Genomic DNA, 23,882 nt, shown 5'->3' on the forward strand with positions numbered 1-23,882 from the left:
TCTGTCCCGTCAAGCTAGGTCACGTGCTCGGGGATGCCGACAAGGGGCGAGGACCGCGTGGGCAAGGGCTTCCCCTCGAGGTCCACAAGGGCGCTTCCCTCCAGGAACCAGCTCTTTGGGGTCCTGTGCCCCCAAAGGGTCTGCCTCCTGGGGTCGTTCAGGCTCCAGCGCACCGGGGGCAGGTCGGGGTCCACGGTGAGGTAGTCGGAGGTGTAAAGCTCGATGCGGTGCCCGTCCGGGTCCTTGAGGTAGAGGAACATGGCGTTGGAGATCCCGTGCCGCCCGGGCCCCCTTTCGATCTGGTCCGTCCTGCGGGCTCCCGCCAGGATGTCCGCCGCCTTCAGGATGGCCATGGGGTCAGGAAGCCAGTAGGCGAAGTGGTGGAGCCTCGGGCCCTCCCCGTTGGTGAAGGCCACGTCGTGGACGTTCCCCTTGCGGTGGAGCCAGCTGGCCCAAAGCCTCCCCTCATCGTCCTCCGTGTACTCGGTGAGGCGGAAGCCCAGCCTCTCCTGGTAATAGCGGGTGGCCCGCTCCACCTCGGGGGAGAAGAGGTTCAGGTGGTCGATGCGCAAAATCCCCGGCCCCCGGTAGAGGTGGTACTCCTGCAACATGCGGGGAAGCTTCTCCGCCCCCGCGTAGAAGACCAGGGGATAGCCGAAGGGGTCCTGAACGCGGAGCATCCTGGGCCTACCCCAGTCCGCTTCCAACCGGTGGGGAAGCCCCTCCTGTTCCGCCCAAGCCTGGGCCTCTTCCATCCCCTTTTCGTCCACCTTGAAGCCCAGGCTCCGCACCGCGGGAAGTTCCGCCTGGGTGAGCTTCAGGCTCCACTCCAGCTCCTCGTAGCCCCGGAGGTAGGCGCTTTTCCCCTCCTTGCGCTCCAGGCGGAAGCCCAAAAGCCCCTCGTAGAACTCCAGGCTTTTCTCCAGGTCCCTCACCCAAAGCTCTATGAACCCCACCCTCACGATGGCCATACCAACCTCCTGTAACCCCGGCCGAAGTACACCAAGGGAAGGCCGGGTTCCCCCAGCTCCACCGCCTCCACCCGGCCCACCACCAGCCGGTGGTCCCCCCCGGGGTAGGCCGCCTCCAGGCGGCAGCGCAGCACCGCCAAGGCCCCTGGCACCCTGCCCGCCACCAACCCCACCCCTTCCTGGGGTTTGCCGGCAAAGTGCTGGGAGACCGCCTCCTGCCCTTCCCTCAGAACGCTAACGGTGAAGGCCCGGGAGGCCTCCAGAAGAGGCAAAAGCCTCGCCTTTTCGTGGATGCCCAGGGCCACCAGGGGAGGCTCGAGGCTCAAGGACATGAAGGCGGTGGCGGTCATGCCCCGCTCCTCCTCCCCCAGCCGGGCGGACACCACGGTCACCCCGGCGGCAAACCGGCTTAGGGCCTCCTTGAAGGCCTCCCTCAAGGCCTCGTCCGGCTTGGGCAAACCCGCAGGCCCCTCAGGGAAGGCACCCGTCACGCCTCCACCTCCGCAAACACGGAAAGCGCCCTCTTCAGGTAGGCACGGATCCGCTCCTTGTAGGGCTCTTTATCGTAGACGCTAAAGAGGGTCTGGTACATGCGCACCGGATCCCCGAAGAAGAAGCGCTCGTAAAGCTCCTGCCGGGCTCCGAATCCCGAGAGGGTCATGTCCCAGGCCAGGCGGAAGAGGGCCACTCGCTCCTTGGCCTCGAGGGTAGCCCCCTGCAGATACTTCTCCAGCAAGGGGGCCAGGGGGCCCTTGAAGTCCCGCTCCGAGGGCAGGGTGATCAGGCCGCTGGCCCCGATCTGCTCCAGGATCTCCCTAAGCCGGGGGTAGAGCCTGGGGTACAGGTTCCTCGCCCCGTCCAAGGCCCCCCGGTCGGGTACCAGCAGGCCGAAGGCATTCTCCCTGGCCTCCTCCTCCGCCCGGGTCCAGAAGGCCCGCATGGCCTCCAGGTAGACAATGATCTCGGCGATCTTCTCCTGCACGTGGCTGTAGGCGTCGGCCCCGATCCCCTCGGCCATCAAGGCCGCCACCCCCAAAAAGGCCTCGGTCTTGGCGGTCTTCAAGGCCACCACCTGGTGGGCCATGTGGTTCAAGGCCCCCGTGGCGGCATAGGCGTTGTTGCAGAGCTCCACGTTCCCCAAAATGAAGACCCGCTCCCAAGGGACCAGCACATCGTCAAAGATCACCAGGCAGTCCATCTCCTCGAGGCGGCTGCTAAGGGGGTAGTCGAAGGGGCTATCCCCCCCCACCAAGGCCTCGCGGCAGACGAAGTGAAGGCCCGGGGTGGAGGTGGGCAGTGCGAAGGCAATGGCGTACTTCTCGTTGCCCGGCCCCTCCTTAAGCAGGGTGGAAGGGAAGATGAGGACCTCGTCCGCCAGGGGAAAGGTGGCGGTCATGCGGGCTCCCCGCACCACGATGCCCTTTTCCGTCTGACGCACCACCCCCACGGGGATGTAGGGGTCGGGCTGGGCCGAGGGAGGCTTGGCCCGGTTCACCTGGGGGTTGGTGAGGGCGTGGGTGGTGGCCAGGTCGTGGTCGCGGAGGTAGCGGTAGTAGGCCCGCACGTTGTCGGCAAACTCCCCGAAGTACTCGGCGCTGGCGGCATAGGCCATGACCACGGCGTTCAGGTAGTCCGGGCTACGGCCCATCATCCCAAGGTTCTGGTCGGCCCAGAGCTTGTAGGCCTGGCCCCGCCGCTTCAGGTCCTCCTTGGTCTTGGGGATGAGGAAGCTCATCCCGTGCAACTTCCCCTCCTCCTCGTAGGTGAGGGCCTCCCGGTACCGGGGGTCGTGCTGCAGGTCATAGAGGGCCGCCATGGTGCGCACGATGCCCCGGAAGACGGGATGGGTGGTGGGGTCCTCTACCTTTTCCCCCTTGTACCAGAGGTTGGGGGGCCGCTCCCTCAAGGCTTCCAGATACTCCGCTCCTGTTCTCGCCATCCTCTCACCTCTTTCCGAACTTGGGCACGTGGGGGGGCCTCAGGGGAAGCCCCACGGCCTTGAGGTCGGTGTAAAACTCAAGAGCATAAAGGCCACCCTCCCGCCGCTCCCCGCTGGCCTTCACCCCGCCAAAGGGGGTGGGCAGGTGGCGCACGTTGTGGCTGTTCAGGTAAACGAGGCCCGCCTCTAGCTCCAGGGCCAGGCGATGGGCCCTTTCCAAGTCCCGGGTGAACACGTAGGCCGCAAGGCCATACCGGGTGTCGTTGGCCTTCCTAAGGGCTTCCTCCTCGTCCTTGAAAGGAATGGCCACCAAGACGGGCCCGAAGATCTCCTCCTGGGCGATTTTCATGTGGTTTTCCCCCACGAAGAGGGTGGGCTCCAGGTAGTTCCCCTGGGAAAGATCCTCCCCGCGGAAGGAGGTGGTGGCCCTCTTCCCGCCCACGAGAAGCCTTGCCCCCTCCTTAAGGCCCGCCTCCACATACCCCAAAACCCTCTCCAGGTGCTCGGGGTGGATGAGGGGGCCCACCTCGGTCTCGGGGTCCAGGGGATGGCCCACCCGGATGGCCCGCGCCCGTTCCGCCACCCTCTCCACAAAGGTTTCAAAGATGGACTCCTCCACCAGGAGGCGGGAGCTCGCTGTGCACCGCTCCCCGTTGAAGGAGTAGATCTGGAAGAGCACCGCGTCCAAAGCCCTTTCCAAATCGGCGTCAGCAAAGACCAAGGCCGGGCTTTTCCCGCCAAGCTCCAGGGAGAGCCGCTTAAGGTGGCGGGCGGCGTTTTGCATGACGATCTTCCCGGTTTCCGTCTCCCCGGTGAGGGTGATGAGGGGAACGAGGGGATGGGCCACCAGGGCAGCCCCCGCCTCCTCGCCGTAGCCCTGGACCAGGTTGAAGACCCCAGGGGGAAGGTCCGCCTCCTGCACGATCTCCGCCAGCTTGCTGGCGGTTAAGGGGCTCCACTCCGCGGGCTTCAGGACCACCGTGTCCCCGAAGGCCAGGGCCGGGGCGATGCGCCAGGTGGAAAGCATCAGGGGAGCGTTCCAGGGAGTGATGATGCCCACCGGCCCAGCCGGGACCCTCAGGCTGTAGTAAAGCCAGTCCCGGTCCACGGGGAAGGTGCGGTCCTCCATGGCGTGCTCGGCGTACTCGGCGTAGAAGGCGAAGTTCTCCGCGGAGCGGGCCACCTGGGCCTTGACAATCCGCAGCACCTGCCCGGCATCCAAGGCCTCCACCACCGCCAGCTCATCCGCATGCTTTTCCAAAAGCTCGGCGATCCTCAGGAGGTAGCGCTTCCTCTCCCGGGCCGGGGTGCGGCTCCACCGCTGGAAGGCCTCGTGGGCCGCCTTGGCCGCCCGGTCCACTTCTCTCTCCCCGCCCCGGGCCGCATGGGAGAGCACCTCGTTGGTGGAAGGATCCAAGGTGGGGAAGACCTCCCCGCTTTCCGAGGGGCGGAACTCCCCGCCGATGAAGTGGAGGGCCGTCCACCCCTTTAGGGCGTTTCGAATGGCCTCGATCCGTTCCCAGGGAATCCCTGCCACCTGGTCCTGGTACCTCATGCCTCCTCCTCTATGGGGTTTTCCAAAGCGCCAAGCCCTTGGATCTCCAGCCGCATCACATCCCCGGGAAGCACCCGGCTTATGCCCTTGGGCGTCCCGGTGAGGATGACGTCGTAGGGCTCCAGGGTCATGAACTCGGATATGTACTCCAAAAGCTCCGCCACGCTGTAGAGCATCCTCGAGGTGTGCCCTTCCTGACGAAGCTCCCCGTTCACATAGGCCCTCAGGGTAAGGTTCTGGGGATCCTCCACCTCCCCCACCACCAGAAAGGGCCCAAGGGGGCCAAAGGTATCCCGTCCCTTGGCCCGGATGGGGGGACGGAAGGTGTTGGAAACGTAGTCCCGCACCACCAGGTCGTTGGCGATGGTGTATCCCAGGACGTAGTCCAGGGCCTCCTTGGCCTTCACCCTGCGCAGGGGCCGGCCCACCACCACCGCCAGCTCCACCTCGTAATGCATGTACTCCGCCCCTTTTGGGTAACGCACCACGCCCTTATGGGGAAGGAGGCTATTGTTCGGCTTCCAAAAAAGCGCGGGCTCCTCGGGACGGGAAAGGCCCAGCTCCTCGGCATGGTCCGCATAGTTCAGGGCCACCCCGATCACCTTGCCGGGGGTGAAGGGAAGGAGCCAGGTGACCCCCTCGGGATCATGGGCCTCCCCAGCTTCGTCCAGGAGGACGCCTTCCCTATACACCCCGTGATGGAGCCTTCCCTTAGCCAGGAAACGGCAGAGCTTCATGCCTCCTCCCCGATCAGGCGGTAGCGCCGGGCCATGGCCCTTAGCCTCTCCTCCACCTCGGGGGTGGTGGGACCCAAGGGGAGGCGCCACTCCTTCTCCAAAAGGCCCATCCAGGAGAGCACCGTCTTCAGGGGAATGGGGTTCGTGTCCCAGAAGATGGCCTCGTTGGCCTCGAGGAGGTAGTAATGGAGCTCCCTGGCCCCCTGGAAATCCCCCGCCAGGGCCAGCTCCGTGAGCCTCGCCACCTCTTTGGGAAGCCAGTTGGCGGTGGCGGCGATGGTCCCCACCGCTCCCAGGCTCATCATGGGCAGGGTGAGGCTTTCCAAGCCGCAGAACACCAGGAAGTCCTGGCCCACCTCCTGGAAGAGCTGGGAGAGGTATTCCAGGTCCTTGGAGGAGTGCTTCAGCCCCACGATGTTGGGAAAGTCCCGCCTGAGGCGGGCCACGGTCCTGGGGGCGATCTCCACCCCTGCCCGGCCCGGGATGTTGTAGATGAGGATGGGAAAGTCGGGCACCGCCTGGGCCACCTCGGCGAAGTAGCGGTACAGTCCCTCCTGGTTGGGTTTAACGTAATAGGGGACGATGACCATGGCCCCCTGGGCCCCTGCTTCCTTGGCGAAACGGGTGAGCTCGAGGGTTTCCTCAAGCCTGAGGGCACCGGTGCCGGGGATGACGGGAACCCGGCCCGCCGCCTGCTCCAGGGCGATCTCGATCACCCGCTTTCGCTCCTCCAGGGTCTGGGTGCCGGGCTCGCCCGTGGTGCCCCCCACGCTAAGGCCATGGGAACCCCCTTGGATAACCCGCTCCACCAAACCCCGTAGGGCTTCCTCGTCGATCCGGCCCCGCCGAAAGGGTGTGGGTAAGGGAGGAATGGACCCGCGGAACATGCTGCTCCTTTCGCCCCTTAGGATGGCCCTCGCGGGCCGGGAGGGCAACTGTAGGGAGCACAAGATTGCGCCCGTATTTGTTCCTTGGTACAAAACGACCCCCCTTGCACCCTGGTCGAGGCGGGTATATTGTGCAAACCAACAATGCCCATGCCAGAGTTTAGCCAAACCTCCATTACCTTCCTCCATCTGGCCCAGGACCTGGGCCTCGAGGTCCTGGTCCCTTCCTATAGGCCGGTCCTCTACCTCCTGGAGGAGGCCAAGCCCCTCCTGCCCCTGGAGGGAGCCCTTCTCCTCACCCGTCCCGAGGGAAACCTCTGGCGCTACCGCACCGCCTCCGGTTTCCTCCTTCCGGCCCCGGACCCGGAACTCCTGGAGTATGCCCGGAAGGAGGGCCTGGGGGTAGCGGTCTACCCTCCTTGGCTGAAGCGGGAGGAACTGGCCAAGGCGGTGGCCCTGCGCCTCTTCCACCTGGGCTCGGGCCTGGGGATGGCCGGGCTTTTGGACCTCCTGTTGAGGCTTCCGGAAAGGCCCTTCCTGGAAGTCCTCTACCAGGCCACGGGCCTGGCCCTGGCCCGGGTAGCCCCCTGGGGAGAGGTGCTGGGATTTGCCGGCCCCGTGCCTCCCCAGCACCCCAAGGAGCCCGGGGAAGGCCGGGGATGGCTTTCCCTTGAGGCAGGGGAGGGCGTTCTGGTGGCCTACGGGGAGGAGGAGGGTCTACGGCAGGCCCGGGGCCTTCTGGAGGTGGCCGCCCGGCTCCTCCGGGTGCGGGCCCTGGAACGCTCCCTGGAAAGGATGCGGGAGGAATCCCTGGGCGGGGCGCTCCTGGAGGGCCTCATCCTGGGGGAAGCGGAACCCGACCGGCTCTTTGCCTTCGGCTTTACCGAGGGGGTGGAGTGGGTCCTGGCCCTGGTGGAACCCAAGGCGGTACCGGGCCGCCACCGGCTGGCGGAGGAGCAGAGGCGGGAAGCCACCCTGGAACTAAGGCGCCGGGCCGGCACCTTCCTGGACCGGCTGGGCGTGCCCTACCTCCTCACCACCCGGGGAAACCGCCTGGCGGCCATGTGGCAGGTGCACAACCCCAAGAAGGAGGCGCAAGACCTCCTTTCTGCCCTGCCCCCGGGGAGCCGGCTGGGGTATTCCGCGGTGCACGCCGCTGGCGAGGAGGTGCAAAACGCCTACCGCGAGGCCCTCATCGCCCTCAAGGCGGCCCGGGCGGGGGAGGCCCTTTCCTTCAGCGGCCTGGATCCCGTGGCCTTTGTGCTCCTCCAGCAATCCCCCGAGGACCTGAAGGCCCTGGTGGAGCGCTACCTACCCCTTCCCCCGAAGCTCCTGAAGACCCTCGAGGTGTACATGGCCACGGGCAGCGTGGAAGAGGCGGCCTCTTCCCTCCACATCCACCCCAACACCCTGCGCTACCGCCTCAAGCGGATCGAAGCCGCCCTGGGTTCCCTGTCCCGACCCGAGGTCCTGGCCCAGGTCCACCTGGCCCTCAAGGCCCGAGACCTCCTGATGGGGTAAGATCCCTATATGCCAAAGCCCAGGGTGCTTCTCCTGGTCCTCCTGCTTTTGGGCGGCGTGGGCTTTGCCCAGACCCTCCTGGAGGCCACCGCCGTGGTGGCCTTGGCCTCCAGCCTGGACCCAGCGGTGCGCCTGCCTACGGGAAGCTACAAGGCCAAAAACCCTGAACCCCTCCTCCTTCGCTTTCCCGAGGCCAAGGGGTATGCCCTCGAGGCCTTCGTGGCCAAAGGCATCGCCAGCAGGCTCCACGCTGCTTTCGTCCAGCAGGTGCTCACCAGCTTCGCCGCCGCGGGCTACTTCGTGGAGAGGCAGGAAGAGAAAACCATAGACGGGGAGGTGCGAAGCCTTTACCTCCTCAAGGACAGCCTGGGCCGGTCCGCCATCCTCCTGGTGGTGCGCAAGGGGGAGGAACTGGTCTACGGGTTCGGTAAGAAGCGCTAAGCTCCTAAAACTCCCCCCGCCAGGCCACCTGCCAGGACCATAGCCCTTCCCCACCCCCCATGCTCAGGCTAAGTCCCTCCAGCTCAAGACCCACCCCCCATCCCAAGCCCTCCCGGTAGATGAATTGTAGCCAGTAAAGTACGCCTTCACTCCCTCCCAGCCAGCGCCCACCCCAGGCCCAGGGATACACAACCTCAACCAGGAGTTGTCCTTCTTCTAGGGCCCAGGTAATGCCCACAAGCCCTCTTGGCTCCCACCTGGTCAGGAGGGCTTCCCCGTAGGCTACTCCTGCCCCCAGGCGAATATTGCCCGCCACCCCCACGCCATGGGAAAAAGCAAAAACCCGGAGGTCCGGCAAGGCCACCTCGGCCAAAACCCCTTGGTCCAGGAAGTACCCAACCCGCCATCTGGCTTCCCCATAGCCGGTGAGGAAAACCCCCCAGACTCCCTCCATGCCGGCCGCCGGACCCAAGCGGTCCCAGGAGAAGGGGAAGAGGCGCCCTTCACCTAAAGTCAAGGGAAGGCGGCCTAGGGTAAGGTCGAGGTCCTCTCCCTCCACAACCAGATAAAGCTGCTCCAAGGAAATACCCCCCTCCCCAAGCCCAAACCGCCAGTAAGGGGCTATAGCATAGCTTAGGCGCATCCGCTCCCCTAGCGCCTGCCCCGAAAGGCGAACGTAGGCGGTAGGGGGATGGCCCCCCAGACCAAACGCCCCGAGCTCCAGACCCTGGCCAAGGGCGGAGGATAGGAGAAAAAGTAACCAAAGGCTACGCATGGACCCTATGCCTAACGACCCTAGGCCTAACGCCATTCCTCCCCTATGATGGAACCATCCTCCAGGTGCACGATCCGCTTGACGTGCTCCAAAAGCCTGGGATCATGGGTGGAGATGAGAAAGGTTATCCCTCGATCCTGATTTAACGCCTTCATGCGCTCAATCAAGGCCAAGCCGTTCCTAGAGTCCAGGTTGGCCGTGGGTTCGTCCGCCAGGACGATGAGGGGCTCCGCCGCCAGGGCGCGGGCCACTGCCACTCGCTGTTGCTCGCCTCCCGAAAGCTGGCGGGGAAAGCGGCCCGCCTTATCCTTAAGGCCCAGAGCCTCCAGGGCTGCCAGGGCCCTCCTCTCCCGCTCGGCCCGGGAAACCCCTCTAAGCTCCAACACGAAGGCGGCGTTTTCCAGGGCGGTGAGAACGGGCAAAAGGTTGTACGCTTGAAAGACTAGCCCAATCTTTTCCAGACGCATCCGGGCCCTTTTACCCCGGGAGAGCCGGGAAAGCAGGACCCCGCCAAGCCAAACCTCCCCTTCCGTGGGCAGGTCGAGACCCGCCAGGAGGTGAAGAAGAGTACTCTTGCCGCTACCTGAAGGTCCCACCAAGGCGGTGAACTCCCCCGCCTCCACCGCCAGGTCCACCCCCCTCAGAGCCACGGTTTCCACCCCGTCGCCCCGGTATACCTTCCAAACCCCTTTGGCCTCTATGATGGGCATACCCTCCTCCTAAGGCACATAGCGCATGGCCTCCACAGGCTCCAGCCTCGAGGCCAGATACCCTGGCCACAGGGCGGCCAAGATGCCCACCCCCACGGCGTAGGCCCAGGTGAGAAGGATCTCCCTAACTCCAAGCCGCCCGTAAAGCACCTCCGGCAAGCCGAACTCCCGGTACTGCTCCAGGATCCATTGGGGCAGGGGCAGGCGGAAACCATCGGCCAGCTCCAAATGCATAAGGAGCCCCAACCCCATCCCCACCAAGCCCGCCACCCCCACCAGGAGAAGGCTTTCCCAAAAGACCAAGCCCATGACCCGCCCTCCCGCAAGCCCCAAGGCCGCAAGAAGCCCAAACTCCCGCACCCTTTCCACCAGGGAAAGGTAAAGGGCATTGAGGAGGATAAGCCCTCCTAGAACGAAGAAGATGCCCACGTACACGGCCATAATGGCGTCGTATAGGGGCAGGAGGGCGGCGTAAATGGGGTTGGCCTCCAGCCAGGTTTCCACCCAAAGCCCCTCCAGGTGCGGGCTAAGGGACGCTTTGACCTCCTCCAGGGGTTTCAGGTCATAAAGCCCCAGCCCGGAAAGCCGGATTTCCAGCCGGGTGACCCGGCCCGGGGCCAGGAGGGCTTGGGCGTCCTTGAGGGGCACCAAAAGGGTCCGGGCCTCGAGGTGGGTTTCCGGCAGGTCCACCAGGCCCACCACCCGGAAGGCATAGGCCCCGAGGCCCAGGCTCCCAGGGGCATAGGCCACCACTTCATCCCCTAACCCCACCTTGAGGGCCCTGGCCAAGGCCTCGCCCAAAAGGGCCTCCCCCGAAGCCCTCGGCAGGCGCCCCGACCGGAGCAGGGACCTTTGCCGGGCAAGGCCCTCGGCCTCCAGCCCTGTCAGGACCACCGCCCGGCTCCTTTCCCCGGCGATAAGAAGGGCCCCGCCCTCCATCACCCCCTCCACCCTGGCCCCGGCGGGTAGGGGTAGCTCCGGCGGGAAAAAGGCCAGGCCTTCCAGATCCTCCTTCTCCTTGTACCCCTCCACCCGCACCACCAGGTGCCCTGTTCTCTCCAAGAGCAGGCGGTAGAAGGCGTCAAAGGCCCCGGCGTACACGGAGAGGAAGACCAAGGACAAGAAGACTACCAGGGCCACCACACCCCCCGTGACCAGGCTCCGCCCCGGGGTCCTGAGGAGGTTCCGCCAAGCCAATCTCAGCACCCTAACACCCCCTTTCCAGGTAAAGGGGGTTAAAGCACCGTTCCGGCACGGGCCCCGCCTGGACCTCGGCGATCCGCAAGAGGGTGCGATACCCGGGCCTCTGCAGATCCCGTAACTCCATCTCCCTGGGGAGGTAGGCCCCGTCCAGGCGGTGATAGGCGGAAAGCTTCAGCTCCCGTACCGCCTGGTTCCGCTGGTCATAGTAGAGGATGCGTTCAATCAAGCTGTCTTTTAAGTACACCTCCACCCTGCCGTAAGGGGTAGGGGCTGTGGGTTTGGGCGTAAGCACCAATACCCCCTGGACCTCGCCCACTTGGAATAGCTCCTCCAGGTCCCGACCCAAGAGGTCCTGGTAGGTGAGGTCCGAACCCAAAAACCGCTCACCCCGGCCCGTGGGGGGCAGGCGCAAGGTCCGCCCTAACCGCGGGTCGTAGAAGTAGAGGTCCTCCCCCAGGGAAAGGAACGCCTGGCCTGCCTCGCTCTTGGGCTCCAGGACCCGTAGGTGGGCCCTGTCGCCATCTGCGTAAACCTTAAGCCGGTAGGTGCGCACCGAGCCGGGCCTTTCCACTTGCAAGAGGTACACCCCTTGATGGGCCGGCCCCCGCAGGTGGTCCAGGGCCAGCTTCAACTTTTCCAGCGGGCCTTGCGCCACGGCCAAGGCGGTTAGGATCAGGAGCGGGAAAGCCATCCGCTTCATCTCACTCCCCCTTCACGTACCGGGAAACATCCAGGTGCAGGACCAACCTACCCGGGAAAAGGAGGGCCAAAAGGGCGGAAACTCCCACCAGGGCGCTGGCGTAAAGAGCGTAGACGGGCCTGAGGGAGGTGTACAGGTGCTCGGAAAGGCCCGCTTCAGGCAAAAGCTCCACGGAAAGGCGCATGAGGGGGCCAAAGACATCGTGGGTGGACGTGTACCAAAGAAGGGCGTAGCCGAGGAGGAGCCCGGCAACCAAGCCCACGCCGCTGGTCAAGGCCGCCTCGAGGGCCACCTGCCCTGCCAATCGGGCCGGGGTCAGGCCCAGGCTTTCCGCCACGGCGAACTCTCTCAGCCTCTCCCGTACGCTCACATAGGTGGTGCTCACCACGGCGATGGCCGCTAGCACCATGAAAAGCCCCATCAAGGGTACATAGAAGAGGCGGCTCCCCTCGTAGTCCGCCCGGATAGGCCCCATAAGGTCCCAAACCCCCTTGGCCAAGAGGTCCTGGGGCAGGATGCGGTTTAAAGCCTTGGCCGCGACCTCCTCCTTGCCCTTAGGAACTCCCACCGCCAGGTGGGTGGCCTGGACCTTCCTCCCCGCAAGCTGCCTGGCATCCTCCAGGTGGCCGTAAACCCCGGTGAAGTCCACGTTGCCCACCCCGGCCCGTACCAGGCCCACCACCCTGAAGCCCAAGGCCCCCTTCCCTGTTTCCACCACCAACCTTTCCCCAACCCGGACGTCCAGCCTTTCCGCCAGGCGGTAGCCCAGAACCACCTCTCCCGGCCCTTGAAGCCAGCGCCCTTGCACCACCTTGTAGGGTACCTGGGAAAGCCTTTTCTCCCCTTCGGGATCCACCCCCAGGAAAACCCCTCCCTCCAGGCGGTAAGGGGACCGGAGAAGGGCGTACTGAGAAAACCTGGGGCTTTGCGCCTGGACCCAGGGATGGGTAAGGTCGGGAAAGTCCTCAAGCCCATGTTCCGGATCGGGATCCTCCCACCAGGCCGCCTTGGCCACCACCACCGGGGCCTCCACATATCGAGCGTAAGCCTCTACAAGGCTTTCCCCGTACCCATCCAGAAAGCCGAACAAAAAAAGGACGGCCACAGTTACATAGACCACCACCAGGGACAAGAGGGCCGTGCGCCGCCGCTGCCTTAGCACGTTGCGCCAGGCCAGCTTAAGAAGGCTCATGCCTCCTCCGCAAACTTCTCTAAAAGCTTGGGAAGCTCTCGCTCAAAGAAGGCATAAACGTCCCGCATCTCCCTAAGCCTTACCCCCCTTTCCTCCCCCACCAGGGCCAGTCCCTTTTCCGCCTGCTCCCTGTAGAGGGCAAGGGCCCGGGCCTTTTCCATAAGAAGCCGCTTCCAGGCCCCGGGGTGCACGGCGTAGCGGTCTGCACGCTCCCCTGGACGACGCAGGCGCTCCGCCAGGTGTAGCCGGACAAGAAGGTTTAAAGCAGGGCTCAGGGCCCCCTTGCTGGCGGAAAGGGCTTCGCTGATCTCCCTGGCACTCTTTTCCGGGGGCTCGGCCACCAGGAGGTAGGCGAGGACCCGGCCCGCCATCCGGGGAAGGCCCGCCGATTCAAAAAGGAGGGCGGTTTCCTCCACCCAGCGCTTCAGGGCAGAGTCCATAGCCTTAGGATAGTTTGATCGGCTTGTTCTGTAAAGTCAGAACTTTGGGTGTTCAGACCCTGAGATCTAAGCATGTATGGACTATTTTTCACGATTAAAATCGCTTGTGCTACCTCTCTCCTCTTGCACCCATCTCCGCAGGATTCCCATCCAGCGCTTAAAGCTCCGCCAGATCCACCCTCTCCAGCACCGGCAAGGCCCTAAGGGCCTCCAGGACCTCCGGGCTTGGCTTCTCGTCCACGGTGAGAACAAAAAGGGCCCTTCCCCCCGGCACATCCCGGCCCAGTTGCATCCCGGCGATGTTCACCCCGGCCTCGCCCAGGAGGGTTCCCACCTGGCCCACCACCCCCGGGCGGTCGTAGTTGATGCAGACCAGCATGTACCCCTCCGGCACCACCTCGAGGGCATAGTCGTCAATCCCCACCAGGCGGGGCTTACCCGCCATCACCACCCCCCGGGCCCGGCGCTCCTCCTGGTCGGTGGCAAGGCGCACCTCCAGAAGCCTGGTGTACTCCCCCGCCTCCTCCTGCCTGCGGGTGACAAGCCGGATGCCCCGGTCCTTAAGGAGGGGCCTGGCGGAAACCAGGTTCACCATCTCCTCCCCCAGCACCCGCGAGAGGAAGCCCTTGGCCACGGCGCTGGCCACGGGCTCGGGGTCCTTTTCAAACCGGCCCAGGAAGCTTACCTCCAGCACCTCGGGCCGGCCCCGGGTGATCTGGGCAAGAAGCTTCCCCAACGCCTCCCCCAGGGGCAGGAACCCCCTCAGGGCCTCGAGGGCCTCGGGATCAAACCCGGTGTTCAGGGCATAGGAAAGATCCCCCTCCAGGGTGCGCACCACCCGCTCCAAAACCGCCTCCCCCACCCGGTCCTGGGCCTCAAAGGTGTTGGCCCCCAGGTGGGCGGTGAGGACCACCTTCGGGTGGTTAAGAAGCGGGTGGTCCTTGGGGGGAGGCTCCTGGACAAACACGTCCAGGCCCGCGGCGAACAGGTGGCCTTCCTCCAACACCTCCAACAGGGCCTTCTCGTCCACGATGCCCCCTCTGGCGGCATTCACCACCACCGCCCCCCGGGGGAGGAGGTAGAGCTCCCTCCGCCCGATCATCCCCCGGGTTTCCTCGGTGAGGGGAGTGTGGACGGTGAGGAAGTGGCTCTGACGAAGGAGGTCGGAAAGGTCCTCCAGGAGCTCCACCCCCAGGCTCTCCGCCCGGGTCCGGGGGATGTAGGGGTCGTAGGCCAAGACCCGCATCTCAAACCCCTTGGCGAAGCGGGCCACCTGGCTTCCGATCCTTCCCAGGCCGATGATGCCCAGGGTTTTCCCCTTAAGCTCCAGGCCCAGGAACTTCCGGTCCCACTCCCCGGCACGGATCTTGCGGTCGGAAAGGGCGATGCCCCGGGCCGCCGCCAAGAGAAGACCAAAGGCCAGCTCCGCCGCCGAGCGGGTGTTGGCCTCGGGAACGTTCACCACCAGGATGCCCAGGCGGCTTGCCGCCTCGAGGTCCACGTTGTCCACGCCTACCCCGCCCCGTCCCACCACCTTGAGCCGCTTGCCCCGCTTCAGTAGCTCGGCATCCACCTGGGTTCGGCTCCGGGTGATGAGGGCATCGTAGGCGGGGATGATCTCCAAAAGCTCCTCCCGCCCGATCCCCGGCCGGTAGTCCAAAAGCACCCCTGGGTACTTCACATCCCCAAGCCGCATCTCGTCGGACACCAAGACCCGCCACATATACCCTTGACCCTAGCAGAAAGCCCCTTTAAGAGCAACAAGCCCGCTACACTACACCACAAGCCTGTGGTATCTTGTCCGGGAGCATAAGGAGGAGATATGAAGGTAGCCTTGATCACCGACTCCACCTCTGACCTACCCAGGCCCCTAAGGGAACGCCTGGGGGTAAGGGTGGTGCCCCTTTACGTGAACCTGGGAGGACGCATCTACAGGGACTGGGAGGAGATCACCCCCGAGGAGATCTTCAAGAAGGTGCGGGAGGGGGAGGCCTTTCCCACCACCAGCCAGCCTTCCCCTGAGGACTTCCAGCGAGCCTACCAGGAGGCCCTGCAGGAGGCCGACCACGTGCTTTCCATCCACATCTCGGCCAAGCTCTCGGGCACCGTGCAGTCCGCCCTTCTTGCGGCACAAAACTTTCCCGAGCGGATCACCGTCTTTGACAGCCAGGCCGCTTCCTTGGGGATAGGCATGATGGTCCTGCGGGCCCACGAGCTCTTGCAAGCAGGCCAGGCGCTGCCGGAGGTCATCCGCGAGCTTGAGCGCATCCGCCAGGATCACTTCGTGCGCTTCAGCGTGGCCACCCTGGAGTTTTTGAAGCGAGGGGGGCGCATCGGCGGAGCCCAGGCCCTGTTGGGCACCCTCCTGGGCATCAAGCCCATCCTGACCCTGAAGGAAGGCCGGGTGGAGGCGGCGGGCCGGGCCCGGGGGGAAAGGAAAGCCAGGGAGGAGATCCTCAAGGACTTCCAGGCCTGGGCCAGGGGAAGGGAGCACATCCGGGCCTTCTTCCTTTATAGCGCTGAGGAAAACGCCGTAAGGGAGCTTAAGGAGATGGTTTTGGCCTCGAGCCTTCCCGTGGAGGAAGCCCTGGTGAGCGAGCTGGGAGCGGTGATCGCCAGCCACACCGGGCCCGGCACCTACGGGTTCTATGCCTACAGCCTCTAAAGTAGCCTTCGTGGCCGACTCCACCTTAGGCCTGAGCTCCGAAGAGGCCTTAAAACAGGGTATTCACGTGGTGCCCCAGCAGGTGATCTGGGGGAATAGAACCCTCCGCGACCAGCTGGACATCACCGACGAGGAGGTCCTGGACCTCCTGCGCCGAGGGGAGCGGCTTTCCACCAGCCAGGTGGCCCTCGAGGACCTGCGCTCCACCTACGAAACCCTTCTGCAAACCCACGAGCGGGTGCTTTCCGTCCACGTGTCCGGCCACCTCTCGGGAACCGTGGCCACCGCCATGGCGGTGGCTCGGGAGTTCGGGGAAAGGGTCAAGGTGCTGGATTCCTGGTCCCTGAACGGGGGCCTCCTCTTGGTGCTGGAGGAAACCCGCCGGCTTCTGGGAAGAGGGGTGGCCTGGGAACACCTGGAGGAAGCCGTTGCCCCCTACCGGGAGAGGGTGCGGGGCTATGTCCTCCCCGAAACCCTTATCTACCTGCACCGCTCCGGGCGGATCTCCGGCCTGCAGAGGTTCATGGGCGGGCTTCTCAGCATCCTTCCGGTGCTGGAGGTCAAGGGGGGCCGGGTCCTGGCTGGCCCCCGGGTGCGGGGCTTCAAGGAGGGCCTGCGCAGGCTGGTGGAGCTCTTCCGCCGGGACTTCCCGGATGGGGGCCCCGTCTACCTGGCCCATGCGGGCAACCCGGAGGGCGCCAGGAGCTTGGGCGAGGCCGTGAGGGCGGAAGGCGTGGAGGTCTTGGGCACCTTGCGGGCAGGGGCTGCGGTGAGCGTCCACGCAGGCCCGGGCACCGTGGCCCTCTTCGCCGGGCCCAGGGGGTGAAGCATGCGGGCGGTGGTGCAACGGGTTTCCGAGGCCTTCGTGGAGGTGGAAGGCGAGGAGGTGGGCAGGATCGGCCTCGGGCTTCTGGTCCTCCTGGGGGTGGGGCAAAAGGACACCGTGGAGGACGCCCACTACCTGGCCCGCAAGATCGTAAGCTTGCGCATCTTCCAGGACGAAGCCGGCAAGATGAACCGGTCCCTCAAGGAGGTGGGGGGGGAGGTGCTTTTAGTGAGCCAGTTCACCCTTTACGCGGACACCCGTAAGGGAAACCGCCCCTCCTTTCTCAAGGCCGCACCCCCCGATGTGGGGAAAAGGCTCTACGAGGCCGCCATAGAGGCCTTCCTCCAGCAGGGGGTCCACGTGGAAACCGGCATCTACGGGGCCCACATGCGGGTCCACCTGGTGAACGACGGCCCCGTCACCCTCCTTTTGGACTCGGAGGAGCGCCTTAGGCCGAGGTAGCCTCTCACCCCTCTCACCCTGGCCCCGGGGAGAATGGGGCGTGCTCCCGGGCACGGGGTAAAGATGAAAAAGATAGAACCCAAAGACTGGATCCCCCTCATCAAGCCCTACGCCAAGCCCAACACCCTAAGAAGCCTGCGCCAGGTGGCGGACACCCTTCTTCCCCTTCTCCTCCTCTTTTACCTGGCCCACAAGGCCCTTTCCGTTTCCCTGGCCCTGACCCTCCTTTTGGACTTCGCAGCCGCCCTGTTCCTGGTCCGCCTGTTCATCCTGCAGCACGACGCCGGCCACGGCTCCTTCTTCCCCAGGAAGTGGATGAACGACCTCCTGGGCTTCCTCGCCGGGGTCTTGACCCTCGTTCCTTACCACCACTGGCAGCTATCCCACGCCCGGCACCACGCCACCAGCGGCAACCTGGACAAACGGGGGGTGGGGGACATCTACACCATGACCCTGGAGGAGTACCTCAAGGCCAGCCCCTGGGACAGGCTCAAGTACCGCCTTTACCGGAACCCCTGGATCATGTTCTTCCTGGGGCCCATCTACGTCTTTATGCTCTCCTACCGGCTTCCTCTGGGCTACGGCTCGGACAAGCCTTCTGTGCGCAACTCCGTGGCCTTAACCAACCTCTTCCTGGCCCTCTTGCTGGCGGGAATCGTGGTCTTCTTCGGGGTTAAGACCCTCCTCTTCGTCTACCTGCCCATCCAGTACCTGGCGGGAATGATCGGCATCTTCCTCTTCTACGTGCAGCACCAGTTTGAGGATGTCTACTGGGAGCACGACCCTCGCTGGGAGCACTTGAAGGCCGCCATGGAGGGGAGCACCTACCTAAAGCTTCCCAGGGTCCTCCAGTGGCTCACCGGGAACATCGGCTTCCACCACATCCACCACCTGGCCCCCAAGATCCCCAACTACCTCCTGCCCAAGGTGCAGGAGGAGGTGGACCTCGTGAAGGTGGCCCCCACGGTTACCCTCAAGGATGCCTTCAAAATCGCCTTCGCCGACATGCACCTCTACGATGAGGAAAGCCGGAAGCTGGTGGGCTTTAAGGAGGCTCACCAGCGCCTGCGGGAAGCCCAAGGCAAGAAGGCCTACTAAGCGCTCCCTTGGGTTTAAAGGAGCCCTGCGGGGCTCCTTTTTGGTTACTCAAGACCCAAATGCTCCCGAATCCGAATGTCCAAAGCCTCTAGAAGATCCCCAGGAAGCGTCCCCAGGTGCGCCCTAACCCTTCTGCGGTGAACATGGCGGATGAGCTGGACCTGGGCTTTGCTGTCCCGGTCCAAACCGGTGCGGTCTGCAGGAAGGAATAGCTCAAAGGGATAAATCCGGGAAATGTTGGAAGTTAAGGGCACCACCACCAGAACCGGGGAGTAAGCGTTGGCCACATCGTTGGTCACCAGGATGGCGGGCCGCACCTTGGCGGCCTCCCCGGGACTTCCCGGGTCAAAGTCTACTAGGAGGATGTCGCCCCTTCTCAGCTCCACGAGGTCTCTGCCAGGGTTTCCTCCAAGCCGGAGTCCAGGAGGGGATCCTGGAGAAAATCAGCATCCTTGGCTAGGTCGCGGTACCCCTGGGCAAGCTCCACCTCTCTCAAACGCTTCAGGGCCAAGGCGAACACCTCGCTTCTGGTAAGGCCCAGGCGGGTGCGCATCTCCTCCACGTACTGCGCCAGGATAGGATCCAGGCTTATGGTGTAGCGCACATGGGCTTTCACACGTAACATCATACTCCATGTGCGCCTAGTGCTTAAAGTGCCGCACCCCGGTGAACACCATGGCCATGCCCAGCTCGTCCGCCGCCCGGATGGAATCCTCGTCCCGCACGCTTCCCCCGGGCTGGATGATGGCGCTGATGCCAAACTCCCCCGCCAGGCGCACCACGTCGTCAAAGGGGAAAAAGGCATCCGAAGCCAATACCGCCCCCCTGGCCTTCTCCTTGGCGGTCTTCAGGGCATGCTTGGCGGAGGCGTAGCGGTTGGTCTGCCCCACCCCAATGCCCAGGGTCTGGCCCCCTTTGGCCACCACGATGGCGTTGGACCGCACGTGCTTCACCACCTTCCAGGCAAAGAGGAGGTCCTGCCACTCCTCCTGGGTGGGGGCCTTTTGCGTGACCACCTTGGGCTCCATGGGATCCAGGGTATCCGCATCCTGGAGAAGCACCCCACCCCTAAGGCGCCTCAAGTCCAGGTAGGCTCCCTGGGCGGGGAAGGGCACCTCGAGGAGCCGGAGGTTCTTCTTGCGGGAAAAGACCGCCAGGGCCTCCGGGGTGAAGCCCGGGGCCAGGACCACCTCCAAAAAGACCTCCCTCATGGCCTCCGCCGTGGGTCCGTCCACCTCCCGGTTAAAGGCCACGATGCCCCCAAAGATGGAAACCGGGTCCGCCTCATAGGCCTTCCGGTACGCCTCCAAAGGACCTTCCCCCAAGGCCACCCCGCAGGGGTTCTGGTGCTTGATGGCCACGCAGGCAGGGCCCTCAAACTCCGAGACCAGGTTCCAGGCGGCCTCGGCGTCCAGGTAGTTGTTGAAGCTCATGGCCTTGCCCTGGAGGACCCGGGCCTCCAAAAGAGGCCCCCTTTCCTCATAAACCCGGTAAAGGGCCGCTTCCTGGTGTGGGTTTTCCCCGTAGCGCAAGGGGCTTTCCCGCCTGAGGACCAAAAACTTCTCGGGGGGGAACTTCTCCCCGGCAAGCCACTCGGCAATGGCGGCGTCGTAGCTGGCGGTGTGGGCGAAGGCCTTGCGGGCAAGCTCCCTGCGGAACTCAAGGGAAGGGCCTTCCTCGAGGGCCTGAAGCACCCGAGGGTAGTCCTCAGGGTCGCACACGGGCAGGACCGCCATGTGGTTCTTGGCCGCCGCCCGGAGCATGGCGGGGCCCCCGATGTCGATCTGCTCCAGGGCCTCGGCGAAATCCGCCCCCCTGGCCACCGTCTCCCGGAAGGGGTAGAGGTTCACCGCCAGGACCCCGATCCGCTCAAAGCCCAGGGCCTTGAGCTCCTCCTCCTGGTCGGGCCGGGCGAGAAGCCCCGCATGCACCTTGGGGTGGAGGGTCTTGACCCGGCCCTCGAGGACCTCGGGAAAACCCGTGAAGTCCGAGATGTAGGTGACGGGAAGCCCCGCCTCCACCAAGGCCCTGTGGGTACCCCCGGTGGCCAAGAGCCTATAACCCAGCCGTAAAAGCCCTTGGGCGAAGGGCACGAGCCCCCTCTTGTCGGAAACGGAAAGAAGCGCCCACATAAGGCGCATTCTACCGGCTACACTAAGGGGGATGAGCATCTACGAGGCCATCAAGGAAGCCATCAAGGAGGCCATGAAGGCCCGGGACCAGAAGACCCTGGACTTCGCCCGGGTGGTGAAGGCGGAGCTGGACCGAAAAGGGGATGGCAAACCCCTGCCCGATGCCGAGGCGGTGAAGGTGCTCAAGGCCCTGCGCGAGATCGCCCTGGAGCAGGGCAACACCTTTGAGGTGGAGTTCCTGGACCGCTTCCTTCCCAAGGAGATGAGCGAGGAGGAGATCGAGGCCTGGATCCGGGAAAACATAGACCTGTCCCAGTTCAAGACCCCCCTAGCGGCCATAGGCGTGGTGACCAAGGCCCTGGGCCCCAGGGCCCCCGGGGAGAAGGTGCGCCGGGTGATAGAGCGCTTGGCGAGATGAGCCCCTGGAAGCGCCTCGAGCTGGAAGAAATCCTCTCCGAGCCCGTAAGGCTGGTGCGGGAAAGGTTGCGCACCCACACCGGCAAGGAGCTCACCTACATCTACCGCCCGGGGCCGGTGGCGGCGAGTTTCGTCCTTCCCGTGACCGACAAGGCCACCGCCCTCCTCATCCGCCAGTACCGCCACCCCACGGGCAAGTTCCTCCTGGAGATCCCTGCGGGCAAGGTGGATCCCGGGGAAACCCCCCTGGAGGCCGCCCAAAGGGAGCTTCTGGAGGAGGTGGGCGCCGAAGCCAGGCGGTTCTTCCCCCTTCCCCCCTTCCACCCCCAGCCCTCCTTCACCGCGGTGGTCTTCCACCCCTTCCTGGCCCTTCAGGCGGAGGTGGTGGCCAAGCCGGCCCTCGAGGACGGGGAGCTTCTGGAAACCGTGGAACTCCCCCTTCCCGAGGTCTACCGCCTCCTGGAGGCCGGGGAGATCCAGGACGCCTCCACCGCCCTCACCCTCTTCTACGCCCGCCCCCACCTGGAAGCCGAAGGCCTCCTGTAAAAAGCCATCTTCTGCTGCATAAAGTGTGCCTGGGAAAGGGGCCAGGGGCTTGGTAGACTGGCCCCGTATGAAACCCAGCATCCACACTCCGCTTCCCGGTCCCAAGGCCAAGGCCCTCCTGGAAAGGGGTCAGGCGGTCCTCTCCCCTTCCTACATCCGCCCCTACCCCTTTGTCCCCGCCCGGGGGCAGGGCGTGTTCCTGGAGGACGTGGATGGGAACATCTTCCTGGACTTCATGGCGGGGATAGCGGTCAACACCACCGGCTACGCCCACCCCAGGGTGCTGGAAGCCGTGCGGGCCCAGGCGGAGCGCTTCGCCCACGTGTGCTTTTCCGACTTCACCCACGAGCCCACCCTTTCCCTGGCGGAAAGGCTGGTGCGGAGGCTCGGCGGAGGCTATCGGGTCTTCTTCGGCAACTCCGGCACCGAGGGGATCGAGGCCGCCATCAAGCTGGTGCGCCACCACACGGGAAGGCCTTACCTTCTGGCCTTTACCGGGGCCTTCCATGGCAGGAGCCTGGGCGCCCTCTCCCTCACCGCCAGCAAAAGCGCCTACCGCAAGGGCTTCTCCCCTCTCCTTCCCGGGGTGGTGCACGTCCCCTTCCCCAATCCCTTCCGCCCCCCCCTGGGGGCAAGGCCGGAAGAGGTGGGGAAAGCGGTGCTGGAACATCTGGAGCACCTTTTCCGCACCGTGGTGCCCCCGGAGGAGGTGGCCGCCTTCTTCCTGGAGCCCATCCAGGGCGAAGGGGGATATTTGGTGCCTCCGCCGGGATTCATCCCCGAGCTCAAGGCTCTTTTGGAACGCTACGGCATCCTCCTGGTGGCGGATGAGGTGCAGTCGGGCGCTGGCCGCACCGGGCTCTTCTTCGCCCTCGAGCACGAGGGGGTCAAGGCGGACGTCTACGTCCTGGCCAAGGGCCTGGCCTCCGGCTACCCTCTGAGCGCCCTTCTTTTCCGGGAGGAGCTCGCAAGCTGGCGCCCCGGGGCCCACGGCACCACCTTCGGCGGCCAGGCGGTGGCCGCCGCCGCCGCCCACGCCACCTTGGACCTCCTGGAGGCAGGCCTCATGGAAAACGCCAGGCAGGTGGGGGCCTACCTCCTCAGGGAGCTCAAGGCCATGCAGGGCCGCTTCCCCTTCCTGGGGGATGTGCGGGGGAGGGGGCTCATGATCGGCCTGGACTTCGGCACCCCAACGGAGGAGCGGCCCGACCTCAGGGACAAGGCGGTGGAGCTGGCCTTCAAGAAGGGGCTTCTCCTCCTCCCCGCCGGGCCTTCCGCCCTCCGCATCGCCCCGCCCCTCATCCTCACGGAACCGGAGGCGGCCCTGGGTCTGGAGATCCTCGAGGAGGTCTTCCAGGCGCTCTAGCGCCCTCCTGCCCCAGGGCAAGGGGTCCAGAAGACCCTTCTCCGGGACCATACTGGAAGGGCTACAGGGCGCAATACCCAGCGAAGCGGTTCGGTCAAAGGCCAGGAGATGGAAAATGGGCCAGGAAGGACCTCCCTGGCCCCAAACCTTCGGGTTCTATTTGGGTTCCCCGGGCCAGTCCCCCACCACCCCCGGCGCCGCCCACTCCATGGTGAGGAGCTCCTGGAGGGTGGCCTTTTTCCCCGCCGGGATCCGCACCACTCCCTTCCGGTCCTGGATGGGACCCGTGAAGGGGTCAAAGGTGGGCTTGGGGCTCTGCATGTCCTTAAGCAGGCTCATGATGCGGTCGTAGACGCTCACCTTCTTCCCGCCCACCGTCATCTCCGCCTTCTGCAACAGGGGCACGTGCTTGGGGTTTATGGGCACCCCGTAGTCCGCCCCCATCTCCACCGCCTTGTGCTGGAGGAGCCAGAAGTAATCCACATTCTCCAGGTTCTTGGCGGTGTAGACCCCCTCCTTCACCTTCTTGAGGAAGTCAATGTAGATCACCTCCCAGTGGACGATCTGGCCGGAGACCACGTGGTCGGGAGCGAACTTCAGCATGGGGGTGTAGTGGCCGAAGGAGTAGGCCCCCTTCTTGGCCGCCGTCTGGATCACCGTGGGGGTGTCCTCGGTGAAGGCGAAGACGTCCGCCCCCTGGGCCAGAAGGGCCTCCGTGGCCTCCCGGGCCTTGGCCGGGTCGTACCAGGCGTTGATCCAGCGCACCAGCACCTGGGCCTTGGGGTTCACCGCCCTAACCCCCAGGGTGAAGGCGTTGATGTGGCGCTTCACCTCAGGGATGGGGAAGGCGGCCACGTACCCCACCTTGCCCGTCTTGGAAAGGGCCCCGGCGGCCAGGCCGTTCAGGTAGTAGACCTGGTAGAAGTCCGCCATGTAGGTGGCCACGTTGGGAGCCCGCTTGATCCCGGTGGCGTGGGCAAAGATGACGTTCGGATACTTCTTTGCCCCCTCGAGGACCGCCTCCATGTACCCGAAGCTGGTGGCGAAGATCACCTGGCACCCCTCCTTCACAAACCGGTCGATGACCGGAAGGGCCTGGGCCTCGGGCACGCTTTCCACATACCGGGTTTCCAGCCAGGGAAGGGCGGCCTCCGCCTTCTTCCGCCCTTGATCGTGGGCGTAGGTCCAGCCCGCATCCCCGATGGGCCCCACGTAGATAAAGCAGGCCTTGAGCTTATCCCCTTGGGCCCACGCCAACCCCAACGCCAATAGCAGCAAACCCAGAATCCTCCTCATCCT

Annotated in this window: 26 protein-coding genes; 9 read left to right on the forward strand and 17 right to left on the reverse strand. The window is 65.0% G+C overall.

Going from position 1 to position 23,882, the window contains the following annotated elements:
- Positions 1–14: 14 nt before the first annotated feature.
- Genes hpaD through hpaI form a run of 6 tightly spaced genes read right to left on the reverse strand, consistent with a single transcriptional unit; the run spans position 15 to position 6,089 of the window.
- Positions 15–971, reverse strand: coding sequence for a 3,4-dihydroxyphenylacetate 2,3-dioxygenase (hpaD, locus tag AC27GT_RS01420; RefSeq protein ID WP_126165638.1), 957 nt, complete (start codon positions 969–971; stop codon positions 15–17).
- The gene (hpaC, locus tag AC27GT_RS01425; RefSeq protein ID WP_126165651.1) at positions 959–1,408 is read right to left on the reverse strand and encodes a 4-hydroxyphenylacetate 3-monooxygenase reductase subunit; all 450 of its coding nucleotides are present in this window, start codon (positions 1,406–1,408) and stop codon (positions 959–961) included. Before hpaC ends, hpaD begins: the two co-directional genes overlap by 13 nt.
- Positions 1,409–1,458: 50 nt before the next feature.
- Positions 1,459–2,910, reverse strand: a complete 1,452-nt coding sequence (gene hpaB / locus AC27GT_RS01430) for a 4-hydroxyphenylacetate 3-monooxygenase, oxygenase component (protein WP_487223418.1) — start codon at positions 2,908–2,910, stop codon at positions 1,459–1,461.
- A 4-nt stretch (positions 2,911–2,914) separates the two neighbouring features.
- Positions 2,915–4,465, reverse strand: coding sequence for a 5-carboxymethyl-2-hydroxymuconate semialdehyde dehydrogenase (gene hpaE / locus AC27GT_RS01435; RefSeq protein ID WP_126205133.1), 1,551 nt, complete (start codon positions 4,463–4,465; stop codon positions 2,915–2,917).
- Complete coding sequence (locus AC27GT_RS01440; protein WP_015716942.1) at positions 4,462–5,202, reverse strand: fumarylacetoacetate hydrolase family protein; 741 nt, start codon at positions 5,200–5,202, stop codon at positions 4,462–4,464. The genes hpaE and AC27GT_RS01440 overlap by 4 nt, the downstream gene beginning before the upstream one ends.
- The gene (gene hpaI, locus AC27GT_RS01445; RefSeq protein WP_015716941.1) at positions 5,199–6,089 is read right to left on the reverse strand and encodes a 2,4-dihydroxyhept-2-ene-1,7-dioic acid aldolase; all 891 of its coding nucleotides are present in this window, start codon (positions 6,087–6,089) and stop codon (positions 5,199–5,201) included. Before hpaI ends, AC27GT_RS01440 begins: the two co-directional genes overlap by 4 nt.
- Positions 6,090–6,233: 144 nt before the next feature.
- On the opposite strand from hpaI, the gene AC27GT_RS01450 reads away from it, so the two are divergent.
- Positions 6,234–7,610, forward strand: coding sequence for a PucR family transcriptional regulator (locus AC27GT_RS01450; protein ID WP_015716940.1), 1,377 nt, complete (start codon positions 6,234–6,236; stop codon positions 7,608–7,610).
- Positions 7,611–7,619: 9 nt separating this feature from the next.
- Positions 7,620–8,051, forward strand: coding sequence for a hypothetical protein (locus AC27GT_RS01455; protein ID WP_126165643.1), 432 nt, complete (start codon positions 7,620–7,622; stop codon positions 8,049–8,051).
- Positions 8,052–8,055: 4 nt separating this feature from the next.
- Here the strand turns inward: AC27GT_RS01455 and AC27GT_RS01460 are convergent, their stop codons facing one another.
- The 7 genes from AC27GT_RS01460 to serA all read right to left on the reverse strand — a co-directional run bounded on the left by AC27GT_RS01460 (position 8,056) and on the right by serA (position 14,794).
- The gene (locus AC27GT_RS01460; protein WP_015716938.1) at positions 8,056–8,826 is read right to left on the reverse strand and encodes a hypothetical protein; all 771 of its coding nucleotides are present in this window, start codon (positions 8,824–8,826) and stop codon (positions 8,056–8,058) included.
- A 26-nt stretch (positions 8,827–8,852) separates the two neighbouring features.
- Positions 8,853–9,536, reverse strand: a complete 684-nt coding sequence (locus AC27GT_RS01465) for an ABC transporter ATP-binding protein (protein WP_015716937.1) — start codon at positions 9,534–9,536, stop codon at positions 8,853–8,855.
- A gap of 9 nt (positions 9,537–9,545) precedes the next feature.
- The gene (locus AC27GT_RS01470; RefSeq protein WP_015716936.1) at positions 9,546–10,742 is read right to left on the reverse strand and encodes an ABC transporter permease; all 1,197 of its coding nucleotides are present in this window, start codon (positions 10,740–10,742) and stop codon (positions 9,546–9,548) included.
- A gap of 1 nt (position 10,743) precedes the next feature.
- Entirely contained in the window at positions 10,744–11,439 is a 696-nt protein-coding gene (locus AC27GT_RS01475) for an outer membrane lipoprotein-sorting protein (protein ID WP_015716935.1), read from the reverse strand.
- 1 nt (position 11,440) lies between these two features.
- A complete protein-coding gene (locus AC27GT_RS01480; RefSeq protein ID WP_015716934.1) occupies positions 11,441–12,631 on the reverse strand; it encodes an ABC transporter permease in 1,191 nt (396 codons plus the stop codon).
- Entirely contained in the window at positions 12,628–13,071 is a 444-nt protein-coding gene (locus AC27GT_RS01485) for a GbsR/MarR family transcriptional regulator (protein WP_015716933.1), read from the reverse strand. The genes AC27GT_RS01480 and AC27GT_RS01485 overlap by 4 nt, the downstream gene beginning before the upstream one ends.
- 157 nt (positions 13,072–13,228) lie before the next feature.
- Entirely contained in the window at positions 13,229–14,794 is a 1,566-nt protein-coding gene (gene serA, locus AC27GT_RS01490) for a phosphoglycerate dehydrogenase (protein ID WP_487223419.1), read from the reverse strand.
- 99 nt (positions 14,795–14,893) lie between these two features.
- On the opposite strand from serA, the gene AC27GT_RS01495 reads away from it, so the two are divergent.
- From AC27GT_RS01495 to AC27GT_RS01510, 4 genes are all read left to right on the forward strand, one after another.
- Complete coding sequence (locus tag AC27GT_RS01495; RefSeq protein ID WP_487223420.1) at positions 14,894–15,736, forward strand: DegV family protein; 843 nt, start codon at positions 14,894–14,896, stop codon at positions 15,734–15,736.
- Positions 15,720–16,562, forward strand: coding sequence for a DegV family protein (locus AC27GT_RS01500; RefSeq protein ID WP_487223421.1), 843 nt, complete (start codon positions 15,720–15,722; stop codon positions 16,560–16,562). Before AC27GT_RS01495 ends, AC27GT_RS01500 begins: the two co-directional genes overlap by 17 nt.
- A 3-nt stretch (positions 16,563–16,565) precedes the next feature.
- The gene (dtd, locus tag AC27GT_RS01505; RefSeq protein ID WP_487223422.1) at positions 16,566–17,024 is read left to right on the forward strand and encodes a D-aminoacyl-tRNA deacylase; all 459 of its coding nucleotides are present in this window, start codon (positions 16,566–16,568) and stop codon (positions 17,022–17,024) included.
- A 63-nt stretch (positions 17,025–17,087) separates the two neighbouring features.
- Complete coding sequence (locus AC27GT_RS01510) at positions 17,088–18,122, forward strand: fatty acid desaturase (protein ID WP_487223423.1); 1,035 nt, start codon at positions 17,088–17,090, stop codon at positions 18,120–18,122.
- A 44-nt stretch (positions 18,123–18,166) separates the two neighbouring features.
- On the opposite strand, the gene AC27GT_RS01515 is transcribed toward AC27GT_RS01510, so the two are convergent.
- Genes AC27GT_RS01515 through purH form a run of 3 tightly spaced genes read right to left on the reverse strand, consistent with a single transcriptional unit; the run spans position 18,167 to position 20,254 of the window.
- Positions 18,167–18,508, reverse strand: coding sequence for a type II toxin-antitoxin system PemK/MazF family toxin (locus tag AC27GT_RS01515; protein ID WP_015716927.1), 342 nt, complete (start codon positions 18,506–18,508; stop codon positions 18,167–18,169).
- Complete coding sequence (locus AC27GT_RS01520; protein ID WP_015716926.1) at positions 18,499–18,738, reverse strand: hypothetical protein; 240 nt, start codon at positions 18,736–18,738, stop codon at positions 18,499–18,501. The genes AC27GT_RS01515 and AC27GT_RS01520 overlap by 10 nt, the downstream gene beginning before the upstream one ends.
- A gap of 25 nt (positions 18,739–18,763) precedes the next feature.
- Positions 18,764–20,254 carry a bifunctional phosphoribosylaminoimidazolecarboxamide formyltransferase/IMP cyclohydrolase gene (gene purH / locus AC27GT_RS01525; RefSeq protein WP_487223424.1) on the reverse strand — a complete coding sequence of 497 codons (1,491 nt, stop codon included), beginning with the start codon at positions 20,252–20,254 and terminating at the stop codon, positions 18,764–18,766.
- 31 nt (positions 20,255–20,285) lie between these two features.
- Between purH and AC27GT_RS01530 the strand changes: the two genes are divergently transcribed.
- The 3 genes from AC27GT_RS01530 (at position 20,286) to AC27GT_RS01540 (ending at position 22,583) form a co-directional block, all read left to right on the forward strand.
- The gene (locus AC27GT_RS01530; RefSeq protein WP_487223425.1) at positions 20,286–20,672 is read left to right on the forward strand and encodes a GatB/YqeY domain-containing protein; all 387 of its coding nucleotides are present in this window, start codon (positions 20,286–20,288) and stop codon (positions 20,670–20,672) included.
- A complete protein-coding gene (locus AC27GT_RS01535; protein ID WP_273104168.1) occupies positions 20,669–21,217 on the forward strand; it encodes an NUDIX hydrolase in 549 nt (182 codons plus the stop codon). Before AC27GT_RS01530 ends, AC27GT_RS01535 begins: the two co-directional genes overlap by 4 nt.
- A 67-nt stretch (positions 21,218–21,284) precedes the next feature.
- Positions 21,285–22,583 (forward strand): acetyl ornithine aminotransferase family protein, encoded by a 1,299-nt coding sequence (locus AC27GT_RS01540; protein ID WP_487223426.1) that lies wholly within the window; start codon positions 21,285–21,287, stop codon positions 22,581–22,583.
- A gap of 156 nt (positions 22,584–22,739) precedes the next feature.
- Here the strand turns inward: AC27GT_RS01540 and AC27GT_RS01545 are convergent, their stop codons facing one another.
- Positions 22,740–23,879, reverse strand: coding sequence for a BMP family ABC transporter substrate-binding protein (locus AC27GT_RS01545; protein ID WP_487223427.1), 1,140 nt, complete (start codon positions 23,877–23,879; stop codon positions 22,740–22,742).
- Positions 23,880–23,882 lie beyond the last annotated feature (3 nt).

Source organism: Thermus sp. KWY1, from assembly GCF_057547025.1.

Bases quoted from the DNA above. Each gene is read 5' to 3' on its own strand.
- AC27GT_RS01460 (WP_015716938.1), bottom strand. From the start codon at position 8,826: ATGCGTAGCCTTTGGTTACTTTTTCTCCTATCCTCCGCCCTTGGCCAG.
- AC27GT_RS01485 (WP_015716933.1), bottom strand. From the start codon at position 13,071: ATGGACTCTGCCCTGAAGCGCTGGGTGGAGGAAACCGCCCTCCTTTTT.
- AC27GT_RS01475 (WP_015716935.1), bottom strand. From the start codon at position 11,439: ATGAAGCGGATGGCTTTCCCGCTCCTGATCCTAACCGCCTTGGCCGTG.
- hpaE (WP_126205133.1), bottom strand. From the start codon at position 4,465: ATGAGGTACCAGGACCAGGTGGCAGGGATTCCCTGGGAACGGATCGAG.
- AC27GT_RS01440 (WP_015716942.1), bottom strand. From the start codon at position 5,202: ATGAAGCTCTGCCGTTTCCTGGCTAAGGGAAGGCTCCATCACGGGGTG.
- AC27GT_RS01535 (WP_273104168.1), top strand. From the start codon at position 20,669: ATGAGCCCCTGGAAGCGCCTCGAGCTGGAAGAAATCCTCTCCGAGCCC.
- AC27GT_RS01465 (WP_015716937.1), bottom strand. From the start codon at position 9,536: ATGCCCATCATAGAGGCCAAAGGGGTTTGGAAGGTATACCGGGGCGAC.
- AC27GT_RS01510 (WP_487223423.1), top strand. From the start codon at position 17,088: ATGAAAAAGATAGAACCCAAAGACTGGATCCCCCTCATCAAGCCCTAC.
- dtd (WP_487223422.1), top strand. From the start codon at position 16,566: ATGCGGGCGGTGGTGCAACGGGTTTCCGAGGCCTTCGTGGAGGTGGAA.
- hpaD (WP_126165638.1), bottom strand. From the start codon at position 971: ATGGCCATCGTGAGGGTGGGGTTCATAGAGCTTTGGGTGAGGGACCTG.
- AC27GT_RS01450 (WP_015716940.1), top strand. From the start codon at position 6,234: ATGCCCATGCCAGAGTTTAGCCAAACCTCCATTACCTTCCTCCATCTG.
- AC27GT_RS01540 (WP_487223426.1), top strand. From the start codon at position 21,285: ATGAAACCCAGCATCCACACTCCGCTTCCCGGTCCCAAGGCCAAGGCC.
- purH (WP_487223424.1), bottom strand. From the start codon at position 20,254: ATGTGGGCGCTTCTTTCCGTTTCCGACAAGAGGGGGCTCGTGCCCTTC.
- serA (WP_487223419.1), bottom strand. From the start codon at position 14,794: ATGTGGCGGGTCTTGGTGTCCGACGAGATGCGGCTTGGGGATGTGAAG.
- AC27GT_RS01455 (WP_126165643.1), top strand. From the start codon at position 7,620: ATGCCAAAGCCCAGGGTGCTTCTCCTGGTCCTCCTGCTTTTGGGCGGC.
- AC27GT_RS01500 (WP_487223421.1), top strand. From the start codon at position 15,720: ATGCCTACAGCCTCTAAAGTAGCCTTCGTGGCCGACTCCACCTTAGGC.
- AC27GT_RS01480 (WP_015716934.1), bottom strand. From the start codon at position 12,631: ATGAGCCTTCTTAAGCTGGCCTGGCGCAACGTGCTAAGGCAGCGGCGG.
- AC27GT_RS01495 (WP_487223420.1), top strand. From the start codon at position 14,894: ATGAAGGTAGCCTTGATCACCGACTCCACCTCTGACCTACCCAGGCCC.
- AC27GT_RS01545 (WP_487223427.1), bottom strand. From the start codon at position 23,879: ATGAGGAGGATTCTGGGTTTGCTGCTATTGGCGTTGGGGTTGGCGTGG.
- AC27GT_RS01530 (WP_487223425.1), top strand. From the start codon at position 20,286: ATGAGCATCTACGAGGCCATCAAGGAAGCCATCAAGGAGGCCATGAAG.
- hpaI (WP_015716941.1), bottom strand. From the start codon at position 6,089: ATGTTCCGCGGGTCCATTCCTCCCTTACCCACACCCTTTCGGCGGGGC.
- hpaB (WP_487223418.1), bottom strand. From the start codon at position 2,910: ATGGCGAGAACAGGAGCGGAGTATCTGGAAGCCTTGAGGGAGCGGCCC.